Here is a 21,002-nt window from a genome sequence, read left to right as displayed (position 1 = left end):
CGGCGGGCATCTTCTTTGGTGTGGAGAGCGAAGAGCCAGATCACAGCGAATCGGTGCCGGAGGGGGACGGGGGTGGGGAGACGGTTCGGTTGTTCGTGGAACTGCGCAAGCGGCAGAAGGGAGCGTTCAGCCGGGCTCAAGCGTTGGAGCACAGCATCTCGGACAAGGTACTGCAGAGGCGGTGCCGGGCGCGGCAGGTGCAACGCGTGCATCACGGCGTCTACGTGGATTTCACCGGGCCTCTGCCCTGGGAAACCAGAGTGTGGGCCGCCTGGCTGGCGTACGGGCCTGACGCTGCCCTGACGGGTGCGACTGCGCTACGACGGTTCGGGTTGGAGGGTGACTGGGACGACGGTGCCATCCACCTGGCGGTCCCGCACACCCGCCGCGTCAATCGCCGAACAGGAGTGGCCGTACGCCGTTCCCGGGACCTCGCCTCGCAACTGCACCCGACGCGCCGGCCACCGACTGTGCGTCTGGAGGTGGCGTTGCTGACGACCGCGGGCCAGGAACCGGCAACAGCGAGGAAGGCAGCGATCCTGCTCGACGCCTGCCGCCAGCGCCGGACCACTCCGCAACGACTGCTGACCGAACTGGAGTCGCTGAGTCGGCTCCCCGGTCGTGGACTCCTTCAGCAGATCCTGCTCGACGCCTGCCGCCAGCGCCGGACCACTCCGCAACGACTGCAGACCGAACTGGAGTCGCTGAGTCGGCTCCCCGGTCGTGGACTCCTTCAGCAGATCCTGCTCGACGCGGCCGAGGGCGTTCAATCGTTTCTCGAGCAGTCCTACCTGCGCCGGGTGGAACGCGCTCATCGGCCCCCATCGCCGAGCGGCAGGTCCGCGTCGTGACCAAGGCCGAGTCGGCGAGCGAAGTCGTCTATCGGGATGTGGAGTACACGCCGTACGGGCTGATCGTCGAACTCGACGGCAGGCTGGGGCACGCCGATGCGCTGTCCCGCTGGCGTGACATGAGCAGGGACAACGCAGCCGCGACCAGCGGGAAGCTGACCCTGCGGTTCGGCTATCAGTTGACGAGTCTGCCTTGTGCGACCGCGGCCCAGGTCGTCGCTGCACTCCACCGCCTCGGCTGGAACGGCGCGCCCCGCCGATGCTCCCCCACCTGCTCGCTGGACGATCTTGTCGCCGACCGGGGAGACGTTTCTCCGGATCCGGGGGCAATATCCTCCCCAGGTCCAGGTCTGGCTTAGCCGAGGGCACTGGGGTCCGCGGGGACGTCTACGGCGTGGGCGCGGAGGACGCTCAGGGGGATGGTGTCGAGGGCTCGGAGGTGAGTGGAGGCCAGTACTACGGGGGCTGCGGCGCCGGCGTGGTACGCCTGGAGCCAGCGGGCCGCGACCACGCACCAGCGGTCGCCGGGGCGTAAGCCGGTGAAGTTCAGCTCGGGGCGTGGGGTGGTCAGGTCGTTGCCGACCGCGAGCTGGTGCGCCAGGAACTCGGTGGTCATCACCGCGCAGACCGTGTGGCTGCCGAGGTCCTCGGGACCGGTGGTGCAGCAGCCGTCGCGGAAGAATCCGGTGACGGGGTCGGTCCCGCACTCCTGGAGGCTCTCGCCCAGGACGTTCAGGTCCCTCTCCATTCGGGTCAGCCCATCCGCGGGTCAGGAGGCCTTGGTGTCGCCGTGCCGGGGCTTGATGTGGTCGTCGACGGACTCGCCGGCCTTGATGAGCTCCTTGGCCTTCTCGGCGTACATGTCGACATACTCCTGGCCGGACAGCTCCATCAGCGCGTACATGATCTCGTCGGTGACCGAGCGCAGGACGAAACGGTCGCGCTCCATCCCCTCGTACCGGGAGAAGTCGAGCGGCTCACCGATCGCCACGCCCGGGCGGATCAGCCGCGGCAACCGGCGGCCTGGCTCGCGGATCAGGAACTTCGGCCAGACCGTACCGGGCGGGTTCAGCTTCTCGGTGTCGATCATCGCGACCGGGATGACCGGTACGCCGGCCACGATCGCCATCCGCGCCACGCCGGTCTTGCCCTTGTAGAGCCGGCCGTCGGGCGACCGGGTGCCCTCGGGGTAGATCCCGAACAGCTCGCCCTTGGCGAGGATCTCCAGCCCGGTGTTCAGCGCGGCCAGCGAGGCACGCCCGCCGGACCGGTCGATCGGGATCTGGCCGATCGAGCGGAAGAAGGTCGCCATCAGGCGGCCCTTCAGCCCGGGCGCGGTGAAGTACTCCGACTTGGCCGGGAAGATGATCTGACGCGGTACCGCCACCGGCAGGAACACCGAGTCGGTGAACGCCAGGTGGTTGCTGACCAGCAGCGCCGGCCCGGTCTTGGGAATGTTTTCCAGCCCCTCGACCCTGGGACGGAAGAGGAGCTTCGCAATCGGTCCGACGAAGAACCGCCTGAGGAACAGGTACAGCAACGCCTTCACCTCCGTCACTCGGCCGACACCCAGTGTGCTGGACCGGCGGTGGGTGTGCCAGCTCCGGTGACCAGGGAGGTAGCTCGCAAGGCGGGGTGGCTGCCTCGATGCGGTGTTCATCGTGGCAGTCACCCCAACGCAGCGAGGTGCCTTCCTGGGTGCCGGAGATGGTGCGCCCACCGCCGGTCCAGGACACTACGTTCCACTCTCCTCCTCAGGCAACGTCACCGCCAGGAATAGCGGGGCAACACTCTGTGTTGGCACCTGTTTGCAGACTGGGTGCGATGTCGGTCACGGGATCGAGCGACACTCGTGACGGGGTGGGCGGGTGACCTCGTGGCTGCGACCATTGGCGTCTCAGGATCTATGCGACTCATCAAGGAGTACCCGTGCCAGTGCAAGCTCACGCGGAGGAGTTCCGCAGCCCAGGTTCCGGTGCGAGCGCCGCGACCGGGATCCTGCTGAGCCACGGCTTCACCGGCTCGCCGAAGTCGATGCGGCCGTTCGGCGAGCACCTGGCGGCCGAGGGCTACGGGGTCTCCGTACCGCGCCTGCCAGGCCACGGCACCCGCTGGCAGGAGATGAACACCACCCGCTGGCAGGACTGGTACGCCGTACTGGAGAACGAGCTGACCCGGCTGCGCAAGGAGCACGACCGGGTGTTCGTGGGCGGCCTGTCGATGGGCGGCTGCCTCGTACTGCGGCTCGCGGAGCAGCACGGAGCCGACATCTCCGGTGTGATCCTCGTCAACCCGTCCGTGCGCACCGACGACAAGCGACTCGCGGCGCTCCCGGTGCTGCAGCGGCTGGTGCCGTCGTTCCCGGGCATCTCGAACGACATCAAGAAGCCGGGTGTCGACGAGGGCGCGTACGACCGGATGCCGCTGAAGGCACTCCACTCGCTCTCCCAGCTGTGGACCCTGACCCGGGCCGACCTGGCGAAGGTGACCCAGCCGGTCTTGCTCTTCCGAAGTACCGTCGACCACGTCGTCGAACCGAGCTCAGGCCGGGCCATCCTGGCCGCGATCTCATCCCGCGACGTCACCGAGACCCTGCTCGAGGACAGCTACCACGTGGCCACTCTGGACAATGACGCCGACCGAATCTTCACCGACACCGCCGCCTTCATCCACCGGATCACCCATGCGTGACAACGGCCTGACCGCCGAGGCATACACGTCCCTGGGCCGCATCAGCCCCGCCTTGGCCACCCCAGCCCTAACAGCCCTAGCCAAAGCCGGCATAGCCGCCTACTGCCAAACTCCCGCAGAGGCTGCGGAGGCTAGCACCTCGCTCCCCCAGCCGAACGGCGCCGAAGGCGAGGCGACGGCGGACGCGACCGGGGCAGGCGAACTGGCGGGCAAGCCCGCCGTGTCAGCTCGCACGGCTGATCCCGCCGACGCTGCGCAGTCTGGCCGGGAAGCTGATCCTGCCGACGGCAAAGCCGAGGCAGCGGAGGCCACCACCTCACCCCTCCCCCAGCCAAGCGCCGAAGGCGCCGCGACGGCGGAAGCTGCCGACGGCAGTGGGCTGGCGGGCAAGCCCGCGTTGTCCGCTCGCACTGCCGATCCCACCGATGGCGGAGCCGAGGCAGCGGAGGCGACCTCCTCGCCGCTTCCCGAGCCGAGCGGCGCCGGAGGCGCCGCGAAGGCGGAGACGGCTGACGGCGAGAGCGCTGAGGCCACCTCAGCTCTTCCCAAGGCGGGAGTGCCGGTGGGGTTTGAGGAGATTTTTGTGGCGGCTCAGGCTGTGGTTCGGGCTCGGGCTGTTATTGCTCGGAGTAGTGAGGATGCTGAGTGGGCTTCGTTGGTGGAGCAGTTCAATGCGCCCTCGGCCGAGGGACACGGGGCTACGCCGGTGCCGCGGTGGCCGGCTAGTGAGGATGTGGAGGAAGGGTCCTACGAGCCGTTGATCGATGTGCCGGCTGGGTTGATTGTCGGGGATACGGACGAGGAGCCGCCCGAGGAGCCGCCGGCTCGGCGTACGGATGATCCGCATGATCACTTCATCCCGCCGGAGCCGCCGAGAGGGCCGCGGCTCGACTGGATCAGTCGCCTCGCCTGGCTCGGGCTGTTCGGTGGTCCGTTGCTGCTGATCGCCGCCGCGTTGCTCGACTTCGGTACCGGCCGGGTGACCACCGTCGCGGTCGTCGGTTTCGTCGGCGGGTTCCTCACCCTGGTACTCCGGATGCCCGACAAGCTCCCGCCCGAGGACACCCCCGACGACGGCGCCGTGGTCTGACGCCCAGCCGAGCACGCTAGAGTGCGGGATCGTCGGACAATCCGACGAACCCCAAGGCGAGGGAGGCACCCGTGCAGGTCACCGAGACGGTCGAGATCACCGGCCACCTGATGGATTCCGGGTTGCTGTCCCGGGTCCTGGACGACATCCGCGGGTACGGCGGTGAGTACACGCTGGACAAGTTCGACCTCGGCTACGACAAGGACGACCCGTCGACCGTGCGGATGACCGTGGGCGCCGAGGACGACGAAGCCCTCCAGCGACTGCTGATGCGGATCCAGACCAAGGGCGCGAACCTGGTCAACCCCGGTACGCCGGAGATCTCCGAGGTGCTCCAGGACGGCGTCTTCCCCGACGGTTTCTACTCGACCACCAACCTGCCCACCAGCGTCCGGCTGGGCGGCCACTGGGTCTCGGTGCGCAACCCCGAGATGGACTGCGGCCTGCTGGTCGACGGTGAGGACGTCCGGACCATCCCGATGTCCGAGGTGAAGGCCGGGATGAAGATCATCACCAGCGCCCAGGGCGTCAAGGTCACGCCGCCGATCGTGGCGAACGACGAGGGCGCGTTCGGCTTCATGGAGTCGGAAGTCTCCAGCGAGAAGCCGCAGCGGGTGCTCGTCAAGCAGGTGGCGGACGGCATGCGCGAGGCGAAGGCGGCTGGGCTGAAGGTGCTCTGGGTCGGCGGCCCGGGCATCGTGCACACCGGTGCGGCGCCGGCGATGGTCGCCATCGTCGAGGCGGGTTTCGTCGACGTGATGTTCGCCGGCAACGCGCTCGCCACCCACGACATCGAGTCGTCGCTCTACGGTACGTCGCTCGGCGTCGACCTGGCCCGCGGCCGGGGCGTGGAGCACGGGCACGAGCACCACATCCGCGCGATCAACACCATCCGCAAGGCCGGCTCGATCGCGGCGGCCGTCGAGTCCGGCTTGCTCACCTCGGGCGTGATGCACGCGCTGGTGAAGAAGGGAAACAAGTTCGTGCTGGTCGGCTCGGTCCGCGACGACGGCCCGCTGCCGGACGTCTACACCGACGTGCTCGAGGGCCAGCGCGCGATGCGGGCCGAGCTGGACGGCGTCGGTTACTGCCTGATGGCCGCGACCATGCTGCACTCGGTTGCTACCGGCAACATCCTCCCGGCGTCCGTCCCGCTCACCTGTGTGGACATCAACCCGGCCACCGTCACCAAGCTCGCCGACCGGGGCTCGGCCCAGGCCCGCGGCATCGTCACCGACGTCGGCCTGTTCATCGAGCACCTCGCCCGCGAACTGTCCCCGACGTACGCCGACACGAAATAACTCGGTTTCTGTCGGTCCTCGGTGCCATGGTTGATCCATGGCTCTGAGAACAAAAGCGAACTGGTTCGGAGTTGCGCTCAACTCCCCCGACCCGCAGGCGCTCGGCCGCTTCTACGTGCGCCTGCTCGACTGGGAACTGCACACCGACACGCCGGGCTGGGTCACGGTCGCCCCGTCCAAGGACGCCGGGTACAACCTGGGCTTCCACCTCGAGAAGCAGTACGAGCGACCGGTCTGGCCGGGCGAGAAGGGCAAGCAGCAGATGCAGATGCATCTGGACCTCGAGGTGGACGACCTCGATCAGGCGGTCGCGCACGCGATCGAGGCCGGTGCGGAACTGGCGGAGTACCAGCCGCAGGAGGACGTTCGTGTGATGCTCGACCCAGATGGTCATCCGTTCTGCCTCTATCTCGACTGAGCAGGCAAGATGGGCGCCATGACGGAACTGGTGCACCTGGACGTTGCCGGCGGGGTCGCGACGATCACGCTGGACTCGCCGCACAACAAGAACGCGCTCTCCCAGCAGTTGACCGGCGAGCTGCTGGCTCACCTGGCGGCGGCTGACGCCGATGACGACGCGCGGGTGATCGTGATCCGGTCGGCGCTGGACGTCTTCTGCTCGGGCGCCGATCTGTCCGAGGCGACGACGGTCGGGATGGGTGTCGGGGCGCAGCGGATGGTCGACGTGCAGCGCGCGATCGTGGCGAACTCCAAGCCCGTGGTCGCCCGCGTCACCGGGCCGGTGCGGGCCGGTGGTATCGGGATCGTGGCGGCGGCCGACATCAGCGTCGCCGGGCACAGCTCGACGTACGCGCTGACGGAGGTCCGGCTGGGGTTAGCGGCCGCGACGATCTCGCTGACGGTGATCCCACGGCTGACGGATCGCGCCGCCTCGCTGACCTTCCTCACCGGCGACGGCTTCGGCGGCGAGGAGGCTGCCCGGCTTGGGCTGGTCACCCAGTCGGTCGCCGACGAGGAGCTCGACGGTGCGCTGGACGCGGTCCTGAAGTCGTTGCTCAAGGGCGCGCCGCAAGGTCTGCGCGAGACGAAAAAACTGCTCAACCGCGAGCTCCTCGCCGACATCGATGCCCGAGGCACCGAACTGGCCGAGCTCTCGGCCGGCCTGTTCGGCTCCCCCGCCGCCCAGGAAGCGATGCTTGCCTTCCTCAACCGCAAGAAGCGCTAGTGCGCCGGTAGCGCAACAGGGCTTCCGGCACGACATGCTAGGCCCAGCCGCCGTTGCTGTGCAGGAGTTGCCCGTTCACCCAGCCGCCCTCGGGTGAGCAGAGGAAGGCGACCAGGTTGGCGGTGTCGACCGGTCGCCCGGGGCGCTTCAGCGGATTCTCAGCCGCGAACTGCTCGACCATTTCCGGCGTCATCCACCCGGTGTCGATCGGACCGGGGTTGATCACGTTCGCGGTGATGCCCAGGTCGCTGAGTTCACGCGCCGCGGCGAGGGTGATTCGGTCGAGAGCACCTTTGCTGGCGCCGTACGGGAGGTTGCCCGCGGTGTGATCGCTGGTCAGGGCAACGATCCGGCCGTCGCCGTACGGCGCGGCGTACTGCTCCGCGAACGCCTTGATCAGTAGCCAGGTCGCTCGCGCGTTGACCGCGAAGTGCCGGTCGAAGCTCTCGACGGTGGTGTCGAGGATGCCGCTGTCGACCGACTCGCAGTGCGACATCACCAATGCCTGCACCGGCCCGAGCGCCTCACCGGTGGCCCGCAACACCTCACCCGGCGCGGCGACATCCTCGAAGTCAGCCTCCACCGAAAACACCCGCGCCCCGTGCCCAGCCAGTACTCCGGTGATCTCGTCCCGGGCCGAAGTGTCCGCCCCCCACGGCATCCGCTCGTCGTACCCACCGAAGTACGTGAAGCCGACATCCCACCCGGTCGCCGCCAACCGCTCGGCGAGTCCAGCCCCGATCCCGGCCCGTCGACCAACACCCGTCACCAACGCCACCGGTCTCATGGGCTCCATCCTGCCGTCCGTTTCCTCAACCCACAAAGGATTTATTCAGTTGCAACCCGCAGAGAGGTGCTGGTGCACTGCGCTTCATGGCGATGACCGCGAGCATGCGCACGACATTCCGCGAGCAGGGCTTTGTGGTGGTACCCGATGTGCTCACCGACGAGCAACTCGCGACCGGACGCAAGTTGGTCGCGGCAGAGCTCGAGAAGGAGCCGCCGGCGCCGGGTCACACGGGCATTCAGTTCGCCTGGCCGCGATTCGAGGATGGCTCGCATCCGCTGCTGGACTTCTATCGGGAGACGGTGGCTCCGCTCGCAGGCGAGTTGATCCGGCCAGAGCTCGGGGTGGACGATCCCGACTTCGCGCAGATCGCGACCACGATTCCGCCGTGGTCTCATCGACCCGGTGCGCCGCACGTCGACGGGGTGAGCCCGCTGGCGCCGGACGGTACGCCGTACACGTTCTCGATGCTCGCCGGGGTCTGGCTGACCGACCAGCAGGAGGAGTACCACGGCAACCTGCATGTCTGGCCGGGTACGCATCTGCGGTTCGGGGAGTATCTCGCCGAACGCGGCGCCGACGCCCTGGCCGAACTAAGCCAAGACACCAGCGGTGCGCCGTACCCGAAGATCGAGCTTGGCGAGCAGATTCAGACGTTCGGCACCGCCGGGAGTGTGCTGTTCGCGCACTACCTGCTCGGGCACAACATCGGTGGCAACACCGGGCCGGACCGGCGCGAGACGATCTACTACCGGCTGCAAGCCCACGGACACAGCGATCGGTGGCGCGATGTGGTCGTCGATCCGTTGAGCGAGTTCAGGGCAGGGTGAGCTCGAGCAGCATCGGCAGGTGGTCGGAGCCCGCGATGAGGTCGTCGCGGGTGACGCCCTCGATCGAGTCGAGCGGGATGACGCGGCCGGCGAGGCCGGGTGAGAGGTGCGCGCCGTCGATGCGCTTGACCGGGTTGTCGGAGTGGAAGGTCGGGCCGGCGTCGACGCCCAGGTCGGTCAAACCCTCTGCTGCAAGGCGATTCCAGACAGGGCCGCCTGGCTCCTCGTTGAGGTCGCCGACCAGCAGGTAAGGCAGGTTGAAGGACTTGCAACCGCGCAGTACCTGGTCGAGTTCGTGCTCCCGACCGCGGATGTGCAGGCCGAGGTGGCAGACCACCAAGGCGACAGCGACGTCACCGAGCGTCGTCCGGCCGCCGACCGAACCGCCGGGCAGCTGGGTTGCGATGAAGCGCAGCCGGCGGCGGACGAAGGGCCGCCAGACCCGCCAGTGCAGGGGATCCTGGAGATCGATGCCGTCGGCAATCAAGATCGCGTTGCGCGCCGACGCCGCGACGTACCGGAGGCCGAACGTCGCCGCCATCGCCTCGCGTTTGCGCCGCGTGCCCCACCAGGTCGGTGCTTCCTGGATCAGCGCGACGTCAGGCGCGCAGGCCCGCACGACCCGGGCCAGCGCCTCGCGGTCGTCGCCCCAGCGGTGCACGTTGTAGGACAGCACCCGCAGCGACGGGCCATCACTCATGCCTCGCTGTCACCGTTCAGCTCGGCCGTTTCCTTCACCGAAGGCTCCGCCGTCCGCATCCCCGTACGCCGTCCGACCGACTTGCGGGTGGCCCGCTCGAGCCGGGTCGACCGTCCACTGCGCGCGGCCGTCTTCGCGGTCACCGCAGTCGTCTTGACGCGCACCCGGCGCAACCAGGTCGCCTCTTCCCGCGCAAGGTCAGCAGCACCCACCATGCCCGCCTCAGGACCCAGTACTGCGCGAACAATGCGCGCCTCAGGCCTGAACCCACGGCCGGTCAGCGTTCGCTTGAACGCCTCGCGGGCCGGAGCGAGCAGCAGCTCCCCCGCATCCGAGACGCCACCACCGATCACGAACGTCCCGGGATCGAGCGCGGCCGCCAGATTGGCCAGCCCGATCCCAAGCCAGCGGCCGACATCCTCCAGCAGCTCGATCGCGACGGGGTCGCCGTCCTTGGCGAGCTCCGTCACCATCGGCCCGTTGATCTTGAGCGGATCGCCGGCCGCGGCCCGCAGCAGGTTGTGCGCGACCGGCGAACCGGACAGCGCCAGCTCGCGGGCCTCCCGGGTCAGCGCGTTGCCCGAGGCGTACTGCTCCCAGCAGCCCCGGTTGCCGCACTCGCAGCGATGCCCACCGGGCACCACCTGCATGTGCCCGAACTCGCCCGCGATGCCGAACTTGCCGCGCTGCAAGGCGCCGTCGTTGAGGATCGCGCCGCCGATCCCGGTGCCGAGCGTGACACAGACCAGGTGGCTCTCGCCCTGACCGCCACCGAAGCGCCACTCCGACCAAGCCGCCGCGTTGGCGTCGTTCTCGACCACCACGGGCAGCCCGAGACGACGCTCGACGGCGTCCCGCAACGGCTCGTGCCGCCAGGCCAAGTGGGGTGCGAACAGCACGGATGAGCGGGTGCCGTCGACGAAGCCGGCCGCGCCGATCCCGACCGCGATCACGTCGTGCCGCGACTCCAGGTCGTGCACGATCTCGGCGATCGCGTCCTCGGTCTCGCGCGGGTCCTTGGTCGGGGTGTCGCGGCGCAACCGGTCCAGGATGTTGCCCTCCGGGTCGACCACACCGGCGGCCACCTTGGTGCCACCGATGTCGATCCCGATTGTCAGCGCCTGCGTCAGAGCCATCGCACGACCTCCTTAGCCGTACCCCCAGAGACTCCTGAAACGGTACAGCTCACCGAGAGCTCTCCAGGGTCGGCACCGGCCGGCGGGCCACGTCGGCGGCGCCGATCAGGCCCGCGTCGTTGCCGAGCTGGGCCAGCCCGAACGCCGGGTGCGGCCGGTTCGCCTTGGCGGGCAGGTTCTTCTCGAAGGCGACCTGCGCCGACTTCACCAGCAGCTCCTTGGCCGCGCTCACGCCGCCGCCGATCACGATCGTGCTCGGGTCGAACAGCGTGGCGATACTGGCCAGCCCCTCACCCAGCCACCGGCCGAGGTCGTCGAGCAGTTCCACCGCGCACGGATCGCCCGCGGCAGCCGCCTCGGTGATCATCGGGCCGGTCAGCTCGGCCGGGTTGGTGATCCCGCAGACACTCAGCATCTGAGCGGCGGCCAGCGAGCCCGACTCGGCCTGCGCACGTCCTTCGCGGACCAGCGCCCGCCCCGACGCGTACTGCTCCCAGCAGCCCCGCGCACCACAACCGCAGCGGTGACCGCCCGGCACGACCCGCATGTGCCCCAGCTCCGCCGCGACACCGTGCGCGCCGCGCAGCAGCTGTCCGTCGATCACCACGCCGCCACCGATCCCGGTGCCGACGGTCACGCAGACCATGTGCTCGACGTCCTTGGCCGCGCCGAAGGCGAACTCGCCCCACGCCGCCGCGTTGGCGTCGTTCTCCACGACCACCGGCACCTGCAGCGTTTCGGCCACCCGGGCGCCCAGCGGCTCGTCCCGCCACGCCAGGTTCGGCGCGAACAGCACCGTCGACCGGTCGGAGGACACGAACCCGGCGGCCCCGATGCCGACCGCTTCCACGTCGTGGTCGGCGATCAGTTCCGCGGCCGCCGCGCAGATCGCCCGGGCCGTCTCGTCGACCGAGTCGGCGGGCGTGTCGCGCTGCGTGCGCGCGAGGATGGTGCCGTCGTCGTCGACCACGCCCGCGGCGATCTTGGTACCGCCGACATCGATGCCGATACTCAATCCCATGGTTCTGGGTCCTCACTCACGTCGATCCGGTCCACGCGGGACCGGGCGGGCCGTTCGGGATCCTGCGCCTTGGCGGTCCGCGACTCTGCGTCCTCCCGGGCCTGCCGCGCGGCCTCCGCGGCAGCTTCCAGCAGCGACCGTACCGATCCCAGTACGCCGGCCGCCGCCGTCGACAGCTGCTCGATCGTCTCGGGGCTGGTGGTCCGTACTTTGGCGATCAGCTGACACACCGGACACCACTGACACTCCGGCCCACCACTGCGCGCAGTACCGTGCTCGTGCTCGTCCGGTACTGCGTGCGCCGGCTCCTCGTCGGCCAGCGGCTCGTCCTGGTGCGAGTCCGGCTGGTGCGGGTCCTGCTGGCGGGCGGCCTGCTGCAGTACGGCGAACAGCTTGGCCGCTTCCTCGGCGACCGAGCCGACGGGCTCCTTGCTCATCTGGTGCCCTCCGAGATCGCCGTCGGCTCGTTGTCGAACTGCTGGCTCATCTGCTCGCGGATCTCCTGCGCCAGCCCCTCCACCGAGTCCAGCGGGCTGCTCACCGGCGGCGTCTCCACCACCCGCGGCAGCGGCTCGCGCGGCGCGAAGCGCACCTGCAGCTGCCCCTCGTCCAGCCGGGCACCTGCCACAACCCCACGCGCCAGTGCGGCCGGCAGCGGCAGCACCCGGCGGTACGAGCCCACAGTGATGATCAGCTCGTCACCGTGCCGGGCCAGCTCCAGGTCATTCGCCGATGCGAGCGGCAGCGGCATGGTGAGCGTGTAGGTGCGGCCGTCGGTGTCGATGTGCCGATCCACCCACAACGAGGTCTCGTCCGTGGCCCGAGCGAACGGGTCGTCCTTGCCGTACATCTCCACCGCGAACGCGGCCAGCTCCTCGACACCGACCGGCTCGCAGGCGCGGTACGGCGACTCCCAGATCGGCAGCGGGCGGAACGAGTCGGCGACGTCGTCCAGGATCCCGCGCTGAGCCGCGACCCACTGCCGCCGCCAGTTGTCGGCACCGGCAGCCGGGAAGACCCGGTTCGCGATGACGCCGTCCACGCGGTAGCCGTACAGGGACAGCGTCGTCAGCGAGCGCCGCGCCTCGGCGACCACGACGGCCTCCGGGGTGAGCACGAGTCGCACGGACGCGTCGGGACCGGTCAGCAGCGCGCGGATGTCGGCCAGGTCGCCCTGCAAGCGGCGCAGCGCATCGAAGACGGTGTCATCGGGCATCGGCAGACCGGATGCCTTGCTGAGCAACGGACGGAAGGTCCGCACGACCTTGCGCTCGGCGTTGAAGATGCGGTCCATGTACCAGCTGAGCGCCTCGGGCAGCGCGAGCAGCCGCAGCGTCTCGGCGGTCGGCGCGCAGTCGACCACGATCACGTCCCAGCGGCCGGACCGGACGTGGTCGCGTACCTCGAGCAGCGCGAGCACCTCCGCGGCGCCCGGTAGTACGGTCAACTCCTCGGCCTCGATCGGATCCACACCGATCACCTGCAGCACTGAGCGCAGGTACGCCTGGATGTCACCCCACGAGCGCTCGAACCGGCGCTGCGCGTCGATCTGCTGGACGAACAGCAGGTCGTCGATCTCGGTCGGCTCGCCACCCACCTCGTTGTCGAAAGCGTCCGACAGCGAGTGCGCGGCATCCGTGGACAGCACCAGCGTGCGCAGCCCCCGCAACGCGGCCAGCGTCGCAGTACCGGCCGCGGACGTGGTTTTTCCCACGCCACCCTTTCCTGTGTACAGCAGAACCCGTGTCACGAGATCAGGACTCGACGCGCTTCTTGAGGCCCTTCAGGGCGGTGTCGATGATGACTTTCTCGGCCTTGCGCTTGAGCATGCCGATCATCGGGATCGCCACGTCCACCGCCAGCCGGTACGTCACCTCGGTGCCCTGGTCGCCGAGATCGCGCAGAACGTAGGCGCCGTCCATGCCCTTGACCATCTTGGCCTGCACGAGGGTCCAGTGCACCTCGTTGCGGGACCAGACGTAGTCCAGCGTGTACTCGTCGGAGATCGCGCCGGCATCCACCTTGAACCGGACCTGTTTGGGCCGGCCCGCCTCGTCCGTGGACAGCACCTGGGTCTCCCGCATCGAGTCGGCCCATTCCGGATACGCCTCGAAGTCCGCGATCACCGCCATGATCTCCTTCGGGGTCGCGTTCACCACGATGGTCGAGGTGGTCTGCTCTGCCATCGATTCACCTCTCCGCTGCCGGTCCGGGTTCTGCTCATGGGAGACTATCGCGGGTTCGCAGTCCGGCCTGCCCTCGCCCGCGGCGCGGCCACTCTCGAGTTCGTCCTTCAGCCGCCACAGGTTCTCCCGGTACTGCGCGACGTACCGCTCCCGGAGCCTGCGCAACCGGCGCGGGCCCACCGGCCGGGTCGGGTCCACCCGCAGGTACCAGTGCACGACGACTCCGTCGCGGACCTGCTCCAGCCACCACTCCGCAGTACCGATCGCCGCGCCGGTGACGGCCCACCGGACTCCCTCCAGGCCGCGGCGCTCCGACGGGATCAGGACCAGGTCCGGCCACCACTCTTGCCAGAGGGTGTCCGCGCCGAGCCGCTGGGCGACGTAGGCTGGATCAGCAACGACCAAGTCGTCGCAACTGAGGTCGAGCGCCGGCATGCCTGAGTCCTAGGTTGTCCTGTGTCCTGTGGGTCACACTGATCTGGCTACTTGTGGGTAGGTGACTGTAGCGTGCGCCGGAGCCGACCCTGCCCGACCGACATCGTCGTGACCGACCGAGGAGACGCGGATGCGCGAGTACACCACCCCTGCTGTGATCGAGCCACCGACCAGCGGCAGCCTGAGCGATCCCGTCTGGGCGAACGCGTCCTCCCATCCTGACACCGCGGTGTTCAGCCGCCGGGTCGAGGGCGGCTGGCTGGACGTGAGCGCGGCCGAGTTCGCCCGTCAGGTGACCGCCGTGGCGAAGGGCCTGATCGCGGCCGGCGTCAAGCACGGCGAGCGGGTCGCCCTGCTGAGCGCCACCCGGTACGAGTGGACCCTGATCGACTACGCGATCTGGAGTATCGGCGCGGCCACCGTGCCGATCTACGAAACCTCGTCGACGTCGCAGATCCAGTGGATCCTGACCGACTCCGAGGCGGTCGTGGCGATCGTCGAGAACGCCGCCCACGGCGCCGTCGTCGAGGCGGCCCGGGCCGAGGCGCCGTCGCTGCAGGAGATCTGGCAGATCGAGGCCGGCGCCGTCGACCAGCTCACGGTGCTCGGCCAGGAGATCAGCGACGCCGAGTTCGACAAGCGGCGTACGGCGGTCCTCCCCCGCGACCTCGCCACCCTGATCTACACCTCCGGCACCACCGGCCGCCCCAAGGGCTGTGAACTCACCCACGGCAACTTCATGCACGAGCTCGAGCCGGCGGTGAAGGTGCTGCCCGACCTGTTCCGGCTCAACGGCGCGACCACCTTGCTGTTCCTGCCGCTGGCGCACGTGTTCGCCCGGATCATCCAGGTCGGCTGCGTGATGATGCGGGTCAAGGTCGCCCACTCCTCCGACGTGAAGAACCTGGTCGCGGACCTGGGCGAGGTCAAACCGACCTTCATCCTGAGCGTGCCGCGGGTGTTCGAGAAGGTGTTCAACTCGGCCAGCCAGAAGGCGCACTCGGCCGGCAAGGGCAAGATCTTCGATGCCGCCGCCGAGACGGCCATCGCCTACTCGCAGGCGCAGGACAAGGGTGGCGCGGGGTTCGGGCTGAAGGCGAAGCATGCGCTGTTCGACAAGCTCGTCTACTCCAAGCTGCGCGCCGTACTGGGTGGCGACGTCGATTACGCCGTCTCGGGTGGCGCGCCGCTGGGCGAACGCCTCGGGCACTTCTACCGCGGCATCGGCGTACCGGTGCTGGAGGGCTACGGGCTCACCGAGACGACCGCCGCGCTGAGCGTCAACCTGCCCGACGACATCCGGATCGGCACCGTCGGCCGGCCGCTGCCGGGCGTGACGGTGGGTGTCGCCGATGATGGCGAGCTCTGCTTCAAGGGTGGCCAGGTGATGGTCGGCTACTGGCGCAACGAAGAGGCGACCAAGGCGACGATCGACGACGACGGCTGGTTCCACACCGGCGACCTCGGTGACTTCGACGCCGACGGGTTCATCACGATCACCGGGCGGAAGAAGGAGATCCTGGTGACCGCGGGTGGCAAGAACGTGGCGCCCGCAGTACTGGAGGACCAGATCCGGCAGCATCCGCTGGTCAGCCAGTGCATGGTGGTCGGCGACGGCAAGCCGTACATCGCGGCCCTGGTCACCATCGACCCGGAAACCATCGGCGACTGGGCCGAGAAGCACGGCAAGCCGAACGAGATGTCGGTCCTGGTGGACGACAAGGACCTGAAGGCCGAGATCCAGAGCGCGATCGACGACGCCAACACGGCCGTCTCCAAGGCCGAGGGCATCAAGAAGTTCACCATCCTGCCGACCGACTGGACCCAGGAGAACGGCGAACTCTCGCTCAAGCTCTCGCTGCGCCGGCACATCGTGATGGAGAAGCACGAGGCCGACGTCGAGGCGCTCTACGCGAAGTAGCCCGCCATCAGAGGATTCTGAAGACGACCTCGGAGGCGTGTTCGACGATTTCGAGGTCGTTGCCCAGGGCCCATTCCGCGACCCGGGAGACCGTCTCCGGCGGGATGGCCGGCGAGGTCGCGGTGGCCGGGATCCCCGTGGTGGTGTGGGCGTCGTGCGGTAGGACCACGCGGTAGTCGCGCGCCAGCGCAGTACGGGCTGTGGCGCTGACGCACATCTCCGACATGAGGCCGCAGAGGACCAGCGACTGGATCCTCTGCGCAGTCAGCAGATCCCCGAGCGAGGTCTCTGCGAACGAGTCGTCGCGGGGCTTGCGGATGACTACCTCGCGGTCGCTCGGCTTGACCGGGAAGTGGAGTTCCCAGCCTGGGGTCTCGGGCTCGTCCGGGGTGCCTGGGGCGCCATCGTTCTGGATGTGGACGATCAGCGCGTTTGCTGCTCGGGCCTCGTCCAAGAGGTGGCCTGCCCGGTCGAGGAGACGCGCTGCCTCTGGTACTGCGGTGTCGCCGGTGACGCCGCCTTGCTGGATGTCGATGATCAGGAGGGCGTCAACGGGTTCGACCATAGCGTGATCATCGGGAGCGGTGCGCGGGTTGGTCAACTCAATTCGAGGAAGCGGGTGACGGTGCTGATCCGGTCGCCGCTGATGGTGAGCACGATGTGGCCGGTGAAAACGCGACCTGACGGGTTGACGAAGTAGCAGGCGAACGCGGGCTGGCGGTTCGCGCCGGCGGGTTCGAGGAGCAGCTCGGATTCGGTGCGAGCCGAGGCGCTGACCTCGAGGAACGCGGCGATCGCCGACGGGCCGTAGTACTGGTGTGGGGCCGGTGGCATGGTCAGCCAGGCGTCGTCGGTGAGCAGGGTGGTGATGGTGGCGATGTCGTCGGCCATGAAGGCTTCGGCGAAGCGTTTGGCGAGCTGGCGTTCGGTCTCGGTGTCGCGGGGCGGGGACGGGCTGTGGAGTGAGGCGCGGGCTCGTTGGAGGGCGCCTTTGACCGCCGTCGGGGTGGTGTCGAGGAGGTCGGCGGCTTCGGGGGTGGAGAAGTCGAGGACGTCGACGAGGATCAGTGCGGCCGCCTGGCGCGGTGGCATCCGCTGGAGAGCGGTGATGAAGGCGAGTTCGATGTTCTCCCGCTGAACGAGTCGGTCGTCCAGGAGTGCGTCGGGGTAGGGCTGGAGCCAGGTGACCTCGCCGCGGCTGGTCGGCGGGGGTGGTTCGAAGGGTGGCAGCGGTTCGGGGGGTGGGCGGCGTTTGCCGTCGCGGATCGCGTTCAGGCAGCGGTTGGTGGCGATCTTGTAGAGCCAGGTGCGCAGCGACGATCGGCCGGCGAACGAGTCCAGGCCGCGCCAGGCGGCGACCAGGATCTCCTGCATCACGTCGTCCGCGTCGGTGACGGAGCCGAGCATCCGGTAGCAGTGCACGTGCAATTCCCGCCGGTACGGCGCGATCAGCTCGTCGAAGGTCTGCTGCTCACCCATCGCCACATCGTGCCAGGCCGACCGTTCCGATCGCGGCCGGCCTGGTGTCTACCCAGGCATCACCTACTTCTGGAAGGACTACTCCTCGATGACTCCCCTCGACACTGTGCTGGCGTACTACAAGGCTTGGACCTCGCACGACTTCGACCTGGCGATGACCTACATCGGCGACGACATCACCTGCCACGCTCCGGCCGGCCCGATCGTCGGCGCCGAGGCGTTCCGGGCGTTCATGGAACCGTTCTCGCAGATCCTCCGCAGCTCCGAACTCCACGCCGCGTTCGGCGATGAGACGACCGCGCTGCTGATGTACGGCACCAGCACGCATCCGGTCGCCGACGCTCCCGGCGCGGAACTCCACACCGTTCACGACGGGAAGATCAGCACGCTGCGCATCATCTTCGACCGCCTCCCGTTCGAGCAGGCCCGCGGCTGAGAACAGCTCATCGGAAACTGGGCAGAAAAGTGCTCACTTGGTGAGCACTTCTGTGGCTGATGATGGAGTCAACGAGGTGGAACGACCGCCTCGACACCGATTCAGGGAGTTCCGATGTTCCGAGGATTCGCCACCATCAGCTTCTACGCCGACGACGTCGTCGCCGCCCGCGACTGGTACGCCGAACTGCTCGGTCAGGCCGAGGACTTCCAGTTCCCGCCGGCGCCCGCCGCACCGGCGTACATCGAGTTCCGGATCGGCGACGACGCCGACGAGCTCGGCTTCATCGACCGCAAGTACGCGCCGCCCGGCGCCTCCAACGCCCCCGGTGGCGCGGTCATGCACTGGCACGTCGACGACCTGCAGGGCACCTTCGACAAGCTGCTCTCGATGGGCGCCAAGGAGTACACCCCGATCACCTCCCACTCCGGCAGCGACTTCACCACCGCGGCGGTCGTCGACCCCTTCGGCAACATCCTCGGCATCATGCACAACCCGCACTACCTGGAGATCCAGGCCGCGCGCGCCAAGTAGCCGTGACACCCCGGCGTTCGGAGCAGCGACCCCGAACGCCGGGATAATCGGTGGATGGCAAAGCCCTCTCGGAACCTGCCGCCGGAGCACCCGTACGAGTCCGAGGCGTGGCGCCGGTACCGGATCGACTATGCCAACCGGATCGACCGCGAGGCCGAGAGTCGCCGGATCGTCACCGGCGTACAGGTCTGCTCCCGGCTGCTGATGCTCGGCAGTGGGCTCACCCTCGCCACCATCGTCGGCAAACTGCTCGCCGACGGCTCGACACTGTCGATCGGCGTGGTCGACGTGCCACTCGGGTACGCCTGGGCCGCGTTCCTGGCCCTCACCGCCGCACATGTCTTCAACGCGGTCTTCCTGACGAAACGCATCTTCGCCTACCTGCCGCACCTTCCCACCGGCGAGCACGCCAGCCAGATGTTCCGCGACGTCACCACCACCAGCAACCCTTTCCTCTTCGGCCTCCGCCCCCGAGCGCTACCGCGCCGGCCCGGCGGCATCTACCACCCGATGAGCCGATCCGATCCTTCCGCGTGGGTCGCGTACGGCGCGGCGCTGCTGCTCCTGATCGCCTTGCTGCCTTGGACTCTGGCCGACGGGCGTCTGAGCTGGGCCGACGGATTTGCCCTCTGGGCCCAAGTGGCGCTCGCCGGCCTGCTGATCCTGGTCAACTGGTGGGCAGGCTCGATCTGGATCGTCTCCTTCTCCCGCCTGCACCATCTCGGCAGCGAGCTTCGCGACCTGGCGGACGGCCCACTCGACCCCGAAGACGTGAAGCAACTGGTCGAACCGTTCGGGCCGGACTGGGACGTCTGGTCCCTGTCCGATCCGGCCGCCTACCGGCTGGCCAATCTGTTCCTGCGGTACGCCGAGTTCCCGCTGGCCGAGAGCAGCCGCGACCAGTGCCTCATCCCCCATCGCAACCAGCGTCCTGAGTACTGGGGCCGCGGACTGTGCCGCTTCCACTCCAAGCAGATCGCCTTGGCCTACAAGGCTTTGCGCAAGGCCTACCCCGACCTGGCCCTCCCGGATCACATGGTGTTCGTCGCCCGTGATCTTCCGCCCGTACCGTCCCCCGGTCGGGGAGAACGCTTCCTCGAGTGGCTCGACGATCGCAGCTACTACCGCGAATTCAAGCCGTCACGCCGCAAGCGCAACCGCACCCGCAACCGCTGGTGGGAATTCGCCTCCTGACCCGATCACCTCAGCGCCCTCCTCGCGAGGAGCAAGGTGACCGCCGTGCCGATGACGGCGGCGAAGCTGATGGTCAGGCTCGGGCGGAGGAAGGTGCCGATCGCACCGGCCAGCGCGATGCTGACGCCCTGGATCGCCATCAGCCCGCTGGTCTGCACAGTGAAAAGCCGACCCCGGTGCTCCGGTCCGGTGACGTTCAGGATGAGTGGATCGATGCCCTGGTTGAACGCGTACCCGCTACCCGAGAGCGCGAGCAGGACCGCTGCGACCGGGATGGACGGTTCGGCGATGAATGCGATCGCTGGAGTCTGGCTGAGCAGGATCAGCGGGATGACGAGTTTCCGTCTGGTTGCCGGGGTGAGGCGGGCCGCAGCCAGTTCGCCCAGGACGCTGCCGACGGAGTACCCGGCGAAGAGGGCGCCGGCGGCAGTTGCGGCCGCGCCGGTTTGGACGGTGTAGGCAACAGCCAGTCCGTCGGGCATCGACGAGAACGCGGGGACTACCCAGGAGAGCAGGATGAGCCGGCGCAGCGGCACGTTGCCGCGCAGATATCTCAAGCCGGTCAGGGAATCCTGCCAGGTGCTGCCGGTTCGCCCGACGGCCGGCGTGAACGGCGTACCGAAGCCGATCAGGGCAGCGGAGGCAACGAAGGTGACCACGTCGAGGGCGAGCAGCCAGGTGGGGCCGATCGCCGCGACCGCGACGGCGCCGAGCGCGAAGCCGATCAGCACGGTGACCTGAGCGATTGCCCTGAGCAACGAACGCCCGATCGGGAACAGTTCGGCGTCGAGCAACTGGGCCAGGCTGGCGGCGCGGGCGCCGGCGAAGACCGGTGCGACGATCCCGGTCAGCAACAGGAGGCCGAGGAGTGCTCCGATCGGGAGGCCGGGGATCAACATCGTGGCGATGCATGCGGCGCTGACCAGATCGCAGCAGACCAGGACGCGGCGGGCGGGGAAACGGTCGGCGAGCGACGAGAGGGCGATCCCGCCGACGGCGTACGGGACGAACGAGCAGACCAGAACGAGAGCGGACAGCAGCGGCGAGCCGGTCCGCTCGAAGACCAGAATCGACAGTGCGACCTGGGCCGCGACGGTGCCCGCCATCGAGACGGCATGAGCGACGAACACGCTGCGCAATCCGGGAACCCGCAGAACGGCGCGATACCCGACGGGAGGAGAAGTAGTACTCACGCGACTGAGCCTGGAACGCCAGCGCCCAGCG

24 protein-coding genes are annotated in these 21,002 nt (G+C 68.6%); 12 read left to right on the top strand and 12 right to left on the bottom strand.

Annotated elements, in window-relative coordinates:
* Window positions 1-20: 20 nt before the first annotated feature.
* Both ACQPYM_RS17270 and ACQPYM_RS17265 read left to right on the top strand, forming a co-directional pair.
* A complete protein-coding gene (locus ACQPYM_RS17270; protein WP_433021811.1) occupies window positions 21-851 on the top strand; it encodes a hypothetical protein in 831 nt (276 codons plus the stop codon).
* Window positions 848-1,210 carry a hypothetical protein gene (locus ACQPYM_RS17265; RefSeq protein ID WP_433021809.1) on the top strand — a complete coding sequence of 121 codons (363 nt, stop codon included), beginning with the start codon at window positions 848-850 and terminating at the stop codon, window positions 1,208-1,210. The genes ACQPYM_RS17270 and ACQPYM_RS17265 overlap by 4 nt, the downstream gene beginning before the upstream one ends.
* Here the strand turns inward: ACQPYM_RS17265 and ACQPYM_RS17260 are convergent.
* Both ACQPYM_RS17260 and ACQPYM_RS17255 read right to left on the bottom strand, forming a co-directional pair.
* Complete coding sequence (locus ACQPYM_RS17260) at window positions 1,207-1,599, bottom strand: DUF2237 family protein (RefSeq protein ID WP_433021807.1); 393 nt, start codon at window positions 1,597-1,599, stop codon at window positions 1,207-1,209. The genes ACQPYM_RS17265 and ACQPYM_RS17260 overlap by 4 nt on opposite strands.
* Window positions 1,600-1,620: 21 nt before the next feature.
* Complete coding sequence (locus tag ACQPYM_RS17255) at window positions 1,621-2,409, bottom strand: lysophospholipid acyltransferase family protein (protein ID WP_433021805.1); 789 nt, start codon at window positions 2,407-2,409, stop codon at window positions 1,621-1,623.
* A gap of 371 nt (window positions 2,410-2,780) precedes the next feature.
* Here ACQPYM_RS17255 and ACQPYM_RS17250 point away from each other — a divergent pair, with 371 nt between their 5' ends.
* The 5 genes from ACQPYM_RS17250 to ACQPYM_RS17230 all read left to right on the top strand — a co-directional run bounded on the left by ACQPYM_RS17250 (window position 2,781) and on the right by ACQPYM_RS17230 (window position 7,119).
* On the top strand, window positions 2,781-3,542 hold the full coding sequence (locus ACQPYM_RS17250; protein WP_433021803.1) for an alpha/beta hydrolase: 762 nt from the start codon (window positions 2,781-2,783) through the stop codon (window positions 3,540-3,542).
* Window positions 3,535-4,632, top strand: a complete 1,098-nt coding sequence (locus ACQPYM_RS17245) for a hypothetical protein (RefSeq protein WP_433021801.1) — start codon at window positions 3,535-3,537, stop codon at window positions 4,630-4,632. Before ACQPYM_RS17250 ends, ACQPYM_RS17245 begins: the two co-directional genes overlap by 8 nt.
* Window positions 4,633-4,703: 71 nt before the next feature.
* Window positions 4,704-5,933, top strand: a complete 1,230-nt coding sequence (locus tag ACQPYM_RS17240) for a TIGR00300 family protein (RefSeq protein ID WP_433021799.1) — start codon at window positions 4,704-4,706, stop codon at window positions 5,931-5,933.
* A gap of 37 nt (window positions 5,934-5,970) precedes the next feature.
* Window positions 5,971-6,351: a VOC family protein gene (locus ACQPYM_RS17235; RefSeq protein WP_433021797.1), complete on the top strand. Its 381-nt coding sequence runs from the start codon at window positions 5,971-5,973 to the stop codon at window positions 6,349-6,351.
* An 18-nt stretch (window positions 6,352-6,369) separates the two neighbouring features.
* Window positions 6,370-7,119: an enoyl-CoA hydratase-related protein gene (locus ACQPYM_RS17230; RefSeq protein ID WP_433021795.1), complete on the top strand. Its 750-nt coding sequence runs from the start codon at window positions 6,370-6,372 to the stop codon at window positions 7,117-7,119.
* A gap of 37 nt (window positions 7,120-7,156) precedes the next feature.
* On the opposite strand, the gene ACQPYM_RS17225 is transcribed toward ACQPYM_RS17230, so the two are convergent.
* Entirely contained in the window at window positions 7,157-7,906 is a 750-nt protein-coding gene (locus tag ACQPYM_RS17225) for an SDR family oxidoreductase (protein ID WP_433021793.1), read from the bottom strand.
* Between the two features lie 86 nt (window positions 7,907-7,992).
* Here ACQPYM_RS17225 and ACQPYM_RS17220 point away from each other — a divergent pair, with 86 nt between their 5' ends.
* A complete protein-coding gene (locus ACQPYM_RS17220) occupies window positions 7,993-8,736 on the top strand; it encodes a phytanoyl-CoA dioxygenase family protein (RefSeq protein WP_433021791.1) in 744 nt (247 codons plus the stop codon).
* Here the strand turns inward: ACQPYM_RS17220 and ACQPYM_RS17215 are convergent.
* Genes ACQPYM_RS17215 through ACQPYM_RS17190 form a run of 6 tightly spaced genes read right to left on the bottom strand, consistent with a single transcriptional unit; the run spans window position 8,723 to window position 14,214 of the window.
* Entirely contained in the window at window positions 8,723-9,436 is a 714-nt protein-coding gene (locus ACQPYM_RS17215; protein ID WP_433021789.1) for an endonuclease/exonuclease/phosphatase family protein, read from the bottom strand. The two genes, ACQPYM_RS17220 and ACQPYM_RS17215, sit on opposite strands and share 14 nt — an antisense overlap.
* Entirely contained in the window at window positions 9,433-10,572 is a 1,140-nt protein-coding gene (locus ACQPYM_RS17210; protein ID WP_433021787.1) for an ROK family glucokinase, read from the bottom strand. Before ACQPYM_RS17210 ends, ACQPYM_RS17215 begins: the two co-directional genes overlap by 4 nt.
* Before the next feature lie 49 nt (window positions 10,573-10,621).
* Window positions 10,622-11,593, bottom strand: a complete 972-nt coding sequence (locus tag ACQPYM_RS17205; RefSeq protein WP_433021785.1) for an ROK family glucokinase — start codon at window positions 11,591-11,593, stop codon at window positions 10,622-10,624.
* Window positions 11,584-12,030 (bottom strand): hypothetical protein, encoded by a 447-nt coding sequence (locus ACQPYM_RS17200; RefSeq protein WP_433021783.1) that lies wholly within the window; start codon window positions 12,028-12,030, stop codon window positions 11,584-11,586. Before ACQPYM_RS17200 ends, ACQPYM_RS17205 begins: the two co-directional genes overlap by 10 nt.
* A complete protein-coding gene (locus ACQPYM_RS17195; RefSeq protein ID WP_433021781.1) occupies window positions 12,027-13,343 on the bottom strand; it encodes an ArsA family ATPase in 1,317 nt (438 codons plus the stop codon). Before ACQPYM_RS17195 ends, ACQPYM_RS17200 begins: the two co-directional genes overlap by 4 nt.
* A gap of 4 nt (window positions 13,344-13,347) precedes the next feature.
* Window positions 13,348-14,214 carry an SRPBCC family protein gene (locus ACQPYM_RS17190; protein ID WP_433021779.1) on the bottom strand — a complete coding sequence of 289 codons (867 nt, stop codon included), beginning with the start codon at window positions 14,212-14,214 and terminating at the stop codon, window positions 13,348-13,350.
* A gap of 130 nt (window positions 14,215-14,344) precedes the next feature.
* On the opposite strand from ACQPYM_RS17190, the gene ACQPYM_RS17185 reads away from it, so the two are divergent.
* Complete coding sequence (locus ACQPYM_RS17185; RefSeq protein ID WP_433021777.1) at window positions 14,345-16,135, top strand: AMP-dependent synthetase/ligase; 1,791 nt, start codon at window positions 14,345-14,347, stop codon at window positions 16,133-16,135.
* A gap of 7 nt (window positions 16,136-16,142) precedes the next feature.
* On the opposite strand, the gene ACQPYM_RS17180 is transcribed toward ACQPYM_RS17185, so the two are convergent.
* Entirely contained in the window at window positions 16,143-16,700 is a 558-nt protein-coding gene (locus tag ACQPYM_RS17180) for a cysteine hydrolase family protein (protein ID WP_433021775.1), read from the bottom strand.
* A gap of 32 nt (window positions 16,701-16,732) precedes the next feature.
* The gene (locus ACQPYM_RS17175) at window positions 16,733-17,614 is read right to left on the bottom strand and encodes an RNA polymerase subunit sigma-70 (RefSeq protein WP_433021773.1); all 882 of its coding nucleotides are present in this window, start codon (window positions 17,612-17,614) and stop codon (window positions 16,733-16,735) included.
* Between the two features lie 88 nt (window positions 17,615-17,702).
* On the opposite strand from ACQPYM_RS17175, the gene ACQPYM_RS17170 reads away from it, so the two are divergent.
* The 3 genes from ACQPYM_RS17170 (at window position 17,703) to ACQPYM_RS17160 (ending at window position 19,778) form a co-directional block, all read left to right on the top strand.
* Window positions 17,703-18,050 carry a nuclear transport factor 2 family protein gene (locus ACQPYM_RS17170; protein ID WP_433021771.1) on the top strand — a complete coding sequence of 116 codons (348 nt, stop codon included), beginning with the start codon at window positions 17,703-17,705 and terminating at the stop codon, window positions 18,048-18,050.
* Between the two features lie 114 nt (window positions 18,051-18,164).
* Window positions 18,165-18,584 (top strand): VOC family protein, encoded by a 420-nt coding sequence (locus ACQPYM_RS17165; RefSeq protein ID WP_433021769.1) that lies wholly within the window; start codon window positions 18,165-18,167, stop codon window positions 18,582-18,584.
* A 54-nt stretch (window positions 18,585-18,638) separates the two neighbouring features.
* A complete protein-coding gene (locus ACQPYM_RS17160) occupies window positions 18,639-19,778 on the top strand; it encodes a hypothetical protein (RefSeq protein WP_433021767.1) in 1,140 nt (379 codons plus the stop codon).
* Between the two features lie 5 nt (window positions 19,779-19,783).
* On the opposite strand, the gene ACQPYM_RS17155 is transcribed toward ACQPYM_RS17160, so the two are convergent.
* Window positions 19,784-20,971 (bottom strand): MFS transporter, encoded by a 1,188-nt coding sequence (locus ACQPYM_RS17155; RefSeq protein WP_433021765.1) that lies wholly within the window; start codon window positions 20,969-20,971, stop codon window positions 19,784-19,786.
* Between the last annotated feature and the right edge of the window lie 31 nt (window positions 20,972-21,002).

The organism is Kribbella sp. CA-294648 (genome assembly GCF_050943845.1).
Classification (GTDB): Bacteria; Actinomycetota; Actinomycetes; order Propionibacteriales; family Kribbellaceae; genus Kribbella.
The sequence above is the reverse complement of the archived record's forward strand: the minus strand, read 5'-3'. Positions and strand labels throughout refer to the sequence as shown.

Excerpts from the sequence above, each read along its gene's own strand:
- ACQPYM_RS17260 (WP_433021807.1), bottom strand. The coding sequence starts at position 1,599 with ATGGAGAGGGACCTGAACGTCCTGGGCGAGAGCCTCCAGGAGTGCGGG.
- ACQPYM_RS17245 (WP_433021801.1), top strand. The coding sequence starts at position 3,535 with ATGCGTGACAACGGCCTGACCGCCGAGGCATACACGTCCCTGGGCCGC.
- ACQPYM_RS17235 (WP_433021797.1), top strand. The coding sequence starts at position 5,971 with ATGGCTCTGAGAACAAAAGCGAACTGGTTCGGAGTTGCGCTCAACTCC.
- ACQPYM_RS17230 (WP_433021795.1), top strand. The coding sequence starts at position 6,370 with ATGACGGAACTGGTGCACCTGGACGTTGCCGGCGGGGTCGCGACGATC.
- ACQPYM_RS17225 (WP_433021793.1), bottom strand. The coding sequence starts at position 7,906 with ATGAGACCGGTGGCGTTGGTGACGGGTGTTGGTCGACGGGCCGGGATC.
- ACQPYM_RS17220 (WP_433021791.1), top strand. The coding sequence starts at position 7,993 with ATGGCGATGACCGCGAGCATGCGCACGACATTCCGCGAGCAGGGCTTT.
- ACQPYM_RS17215 (WP_433021789.1), bottom strand. The coding sequence starts at position 9,436 with ATGAGTGATGGCCCGTCGCTGCGGGTGCTGTCCTACAACGTGCACCGC.
- ACQPYM_RS17210 (WP_433021787.1), bottom strand. The coding sequence starts at position 10,572 with ATGGCTCTGACGCAGGCGCTGACAATCGGGATCGACATCGGTGGCACC.
- ACQPYM_RS17205 (WP_433021785.1), bottom strand. The coding sequence starts at position 11,593 with ATGGGATTGAGTATCGGCATCGATGTCGGCGGTACCAAGATCGCCGCG.
- ACQPYM_RS17200 (WP_433021783.1), bottom strand. The coding sequence starts at position 12,030 with ATGAGCAAGGAGCCCGTCGGCTCGGTCGCCGAGGAAGCGGCCAAGCTG.
- ACQPYM_RS17190 (WP_433021779.1), bottom strand. The coding sequence starts at position 14,214 with ATGCCGGCGCTCGACCTCAGTTGCGACGACTTGGTCGTTGCTGATCCA.
- ACQPYM_RS17185 (WP_433021777.1), top strand. The coding sequence starts at position 14,345 with ATGCGCGAGTACACCACCCCTGCTGTGATCGAGCCACCGACCAGCGGC.
- ACQPYM_RS17180 (WP_433021775.1), bottom strand. The coding sequence starts at position 16,700 with ATGGTCGAACCCGTTGACGCCCTCCTGATCATCGACATCCAGCAAGGC.
- ACQPYM_RS17175 (WP_433021773.1), bottom strand. The coding sequence starts at position 17,614 with ATGGGTGAGCAGCAGACCTTCGACGAGCTGATCGCGCCGTACCGGCGG.
- ACQPYM_RS17170 (WP_433021771.1), top strand. The coding sequence starts at position 17,703 with ATGACTCCCCTCGACACTGTGCTGGCGTACTACAAGGCTTGGACCTCG.
- ACQPYM_RS17165 (WP_433021769.1), top strand. The coding sequence starts at position 18,165 with ATGTTCCGAGGATTCGCCACCATCAGCTTCTACGCCGACGACGTCGTC.
- ACQPYM_RS17160 (WP_433021767.1), top strand. The coding sequence starts at position 18,639 with ATGGCAAAGCCCTCTCGGAACCTGCCGCCGGAGCACCCGTACGAGTCC.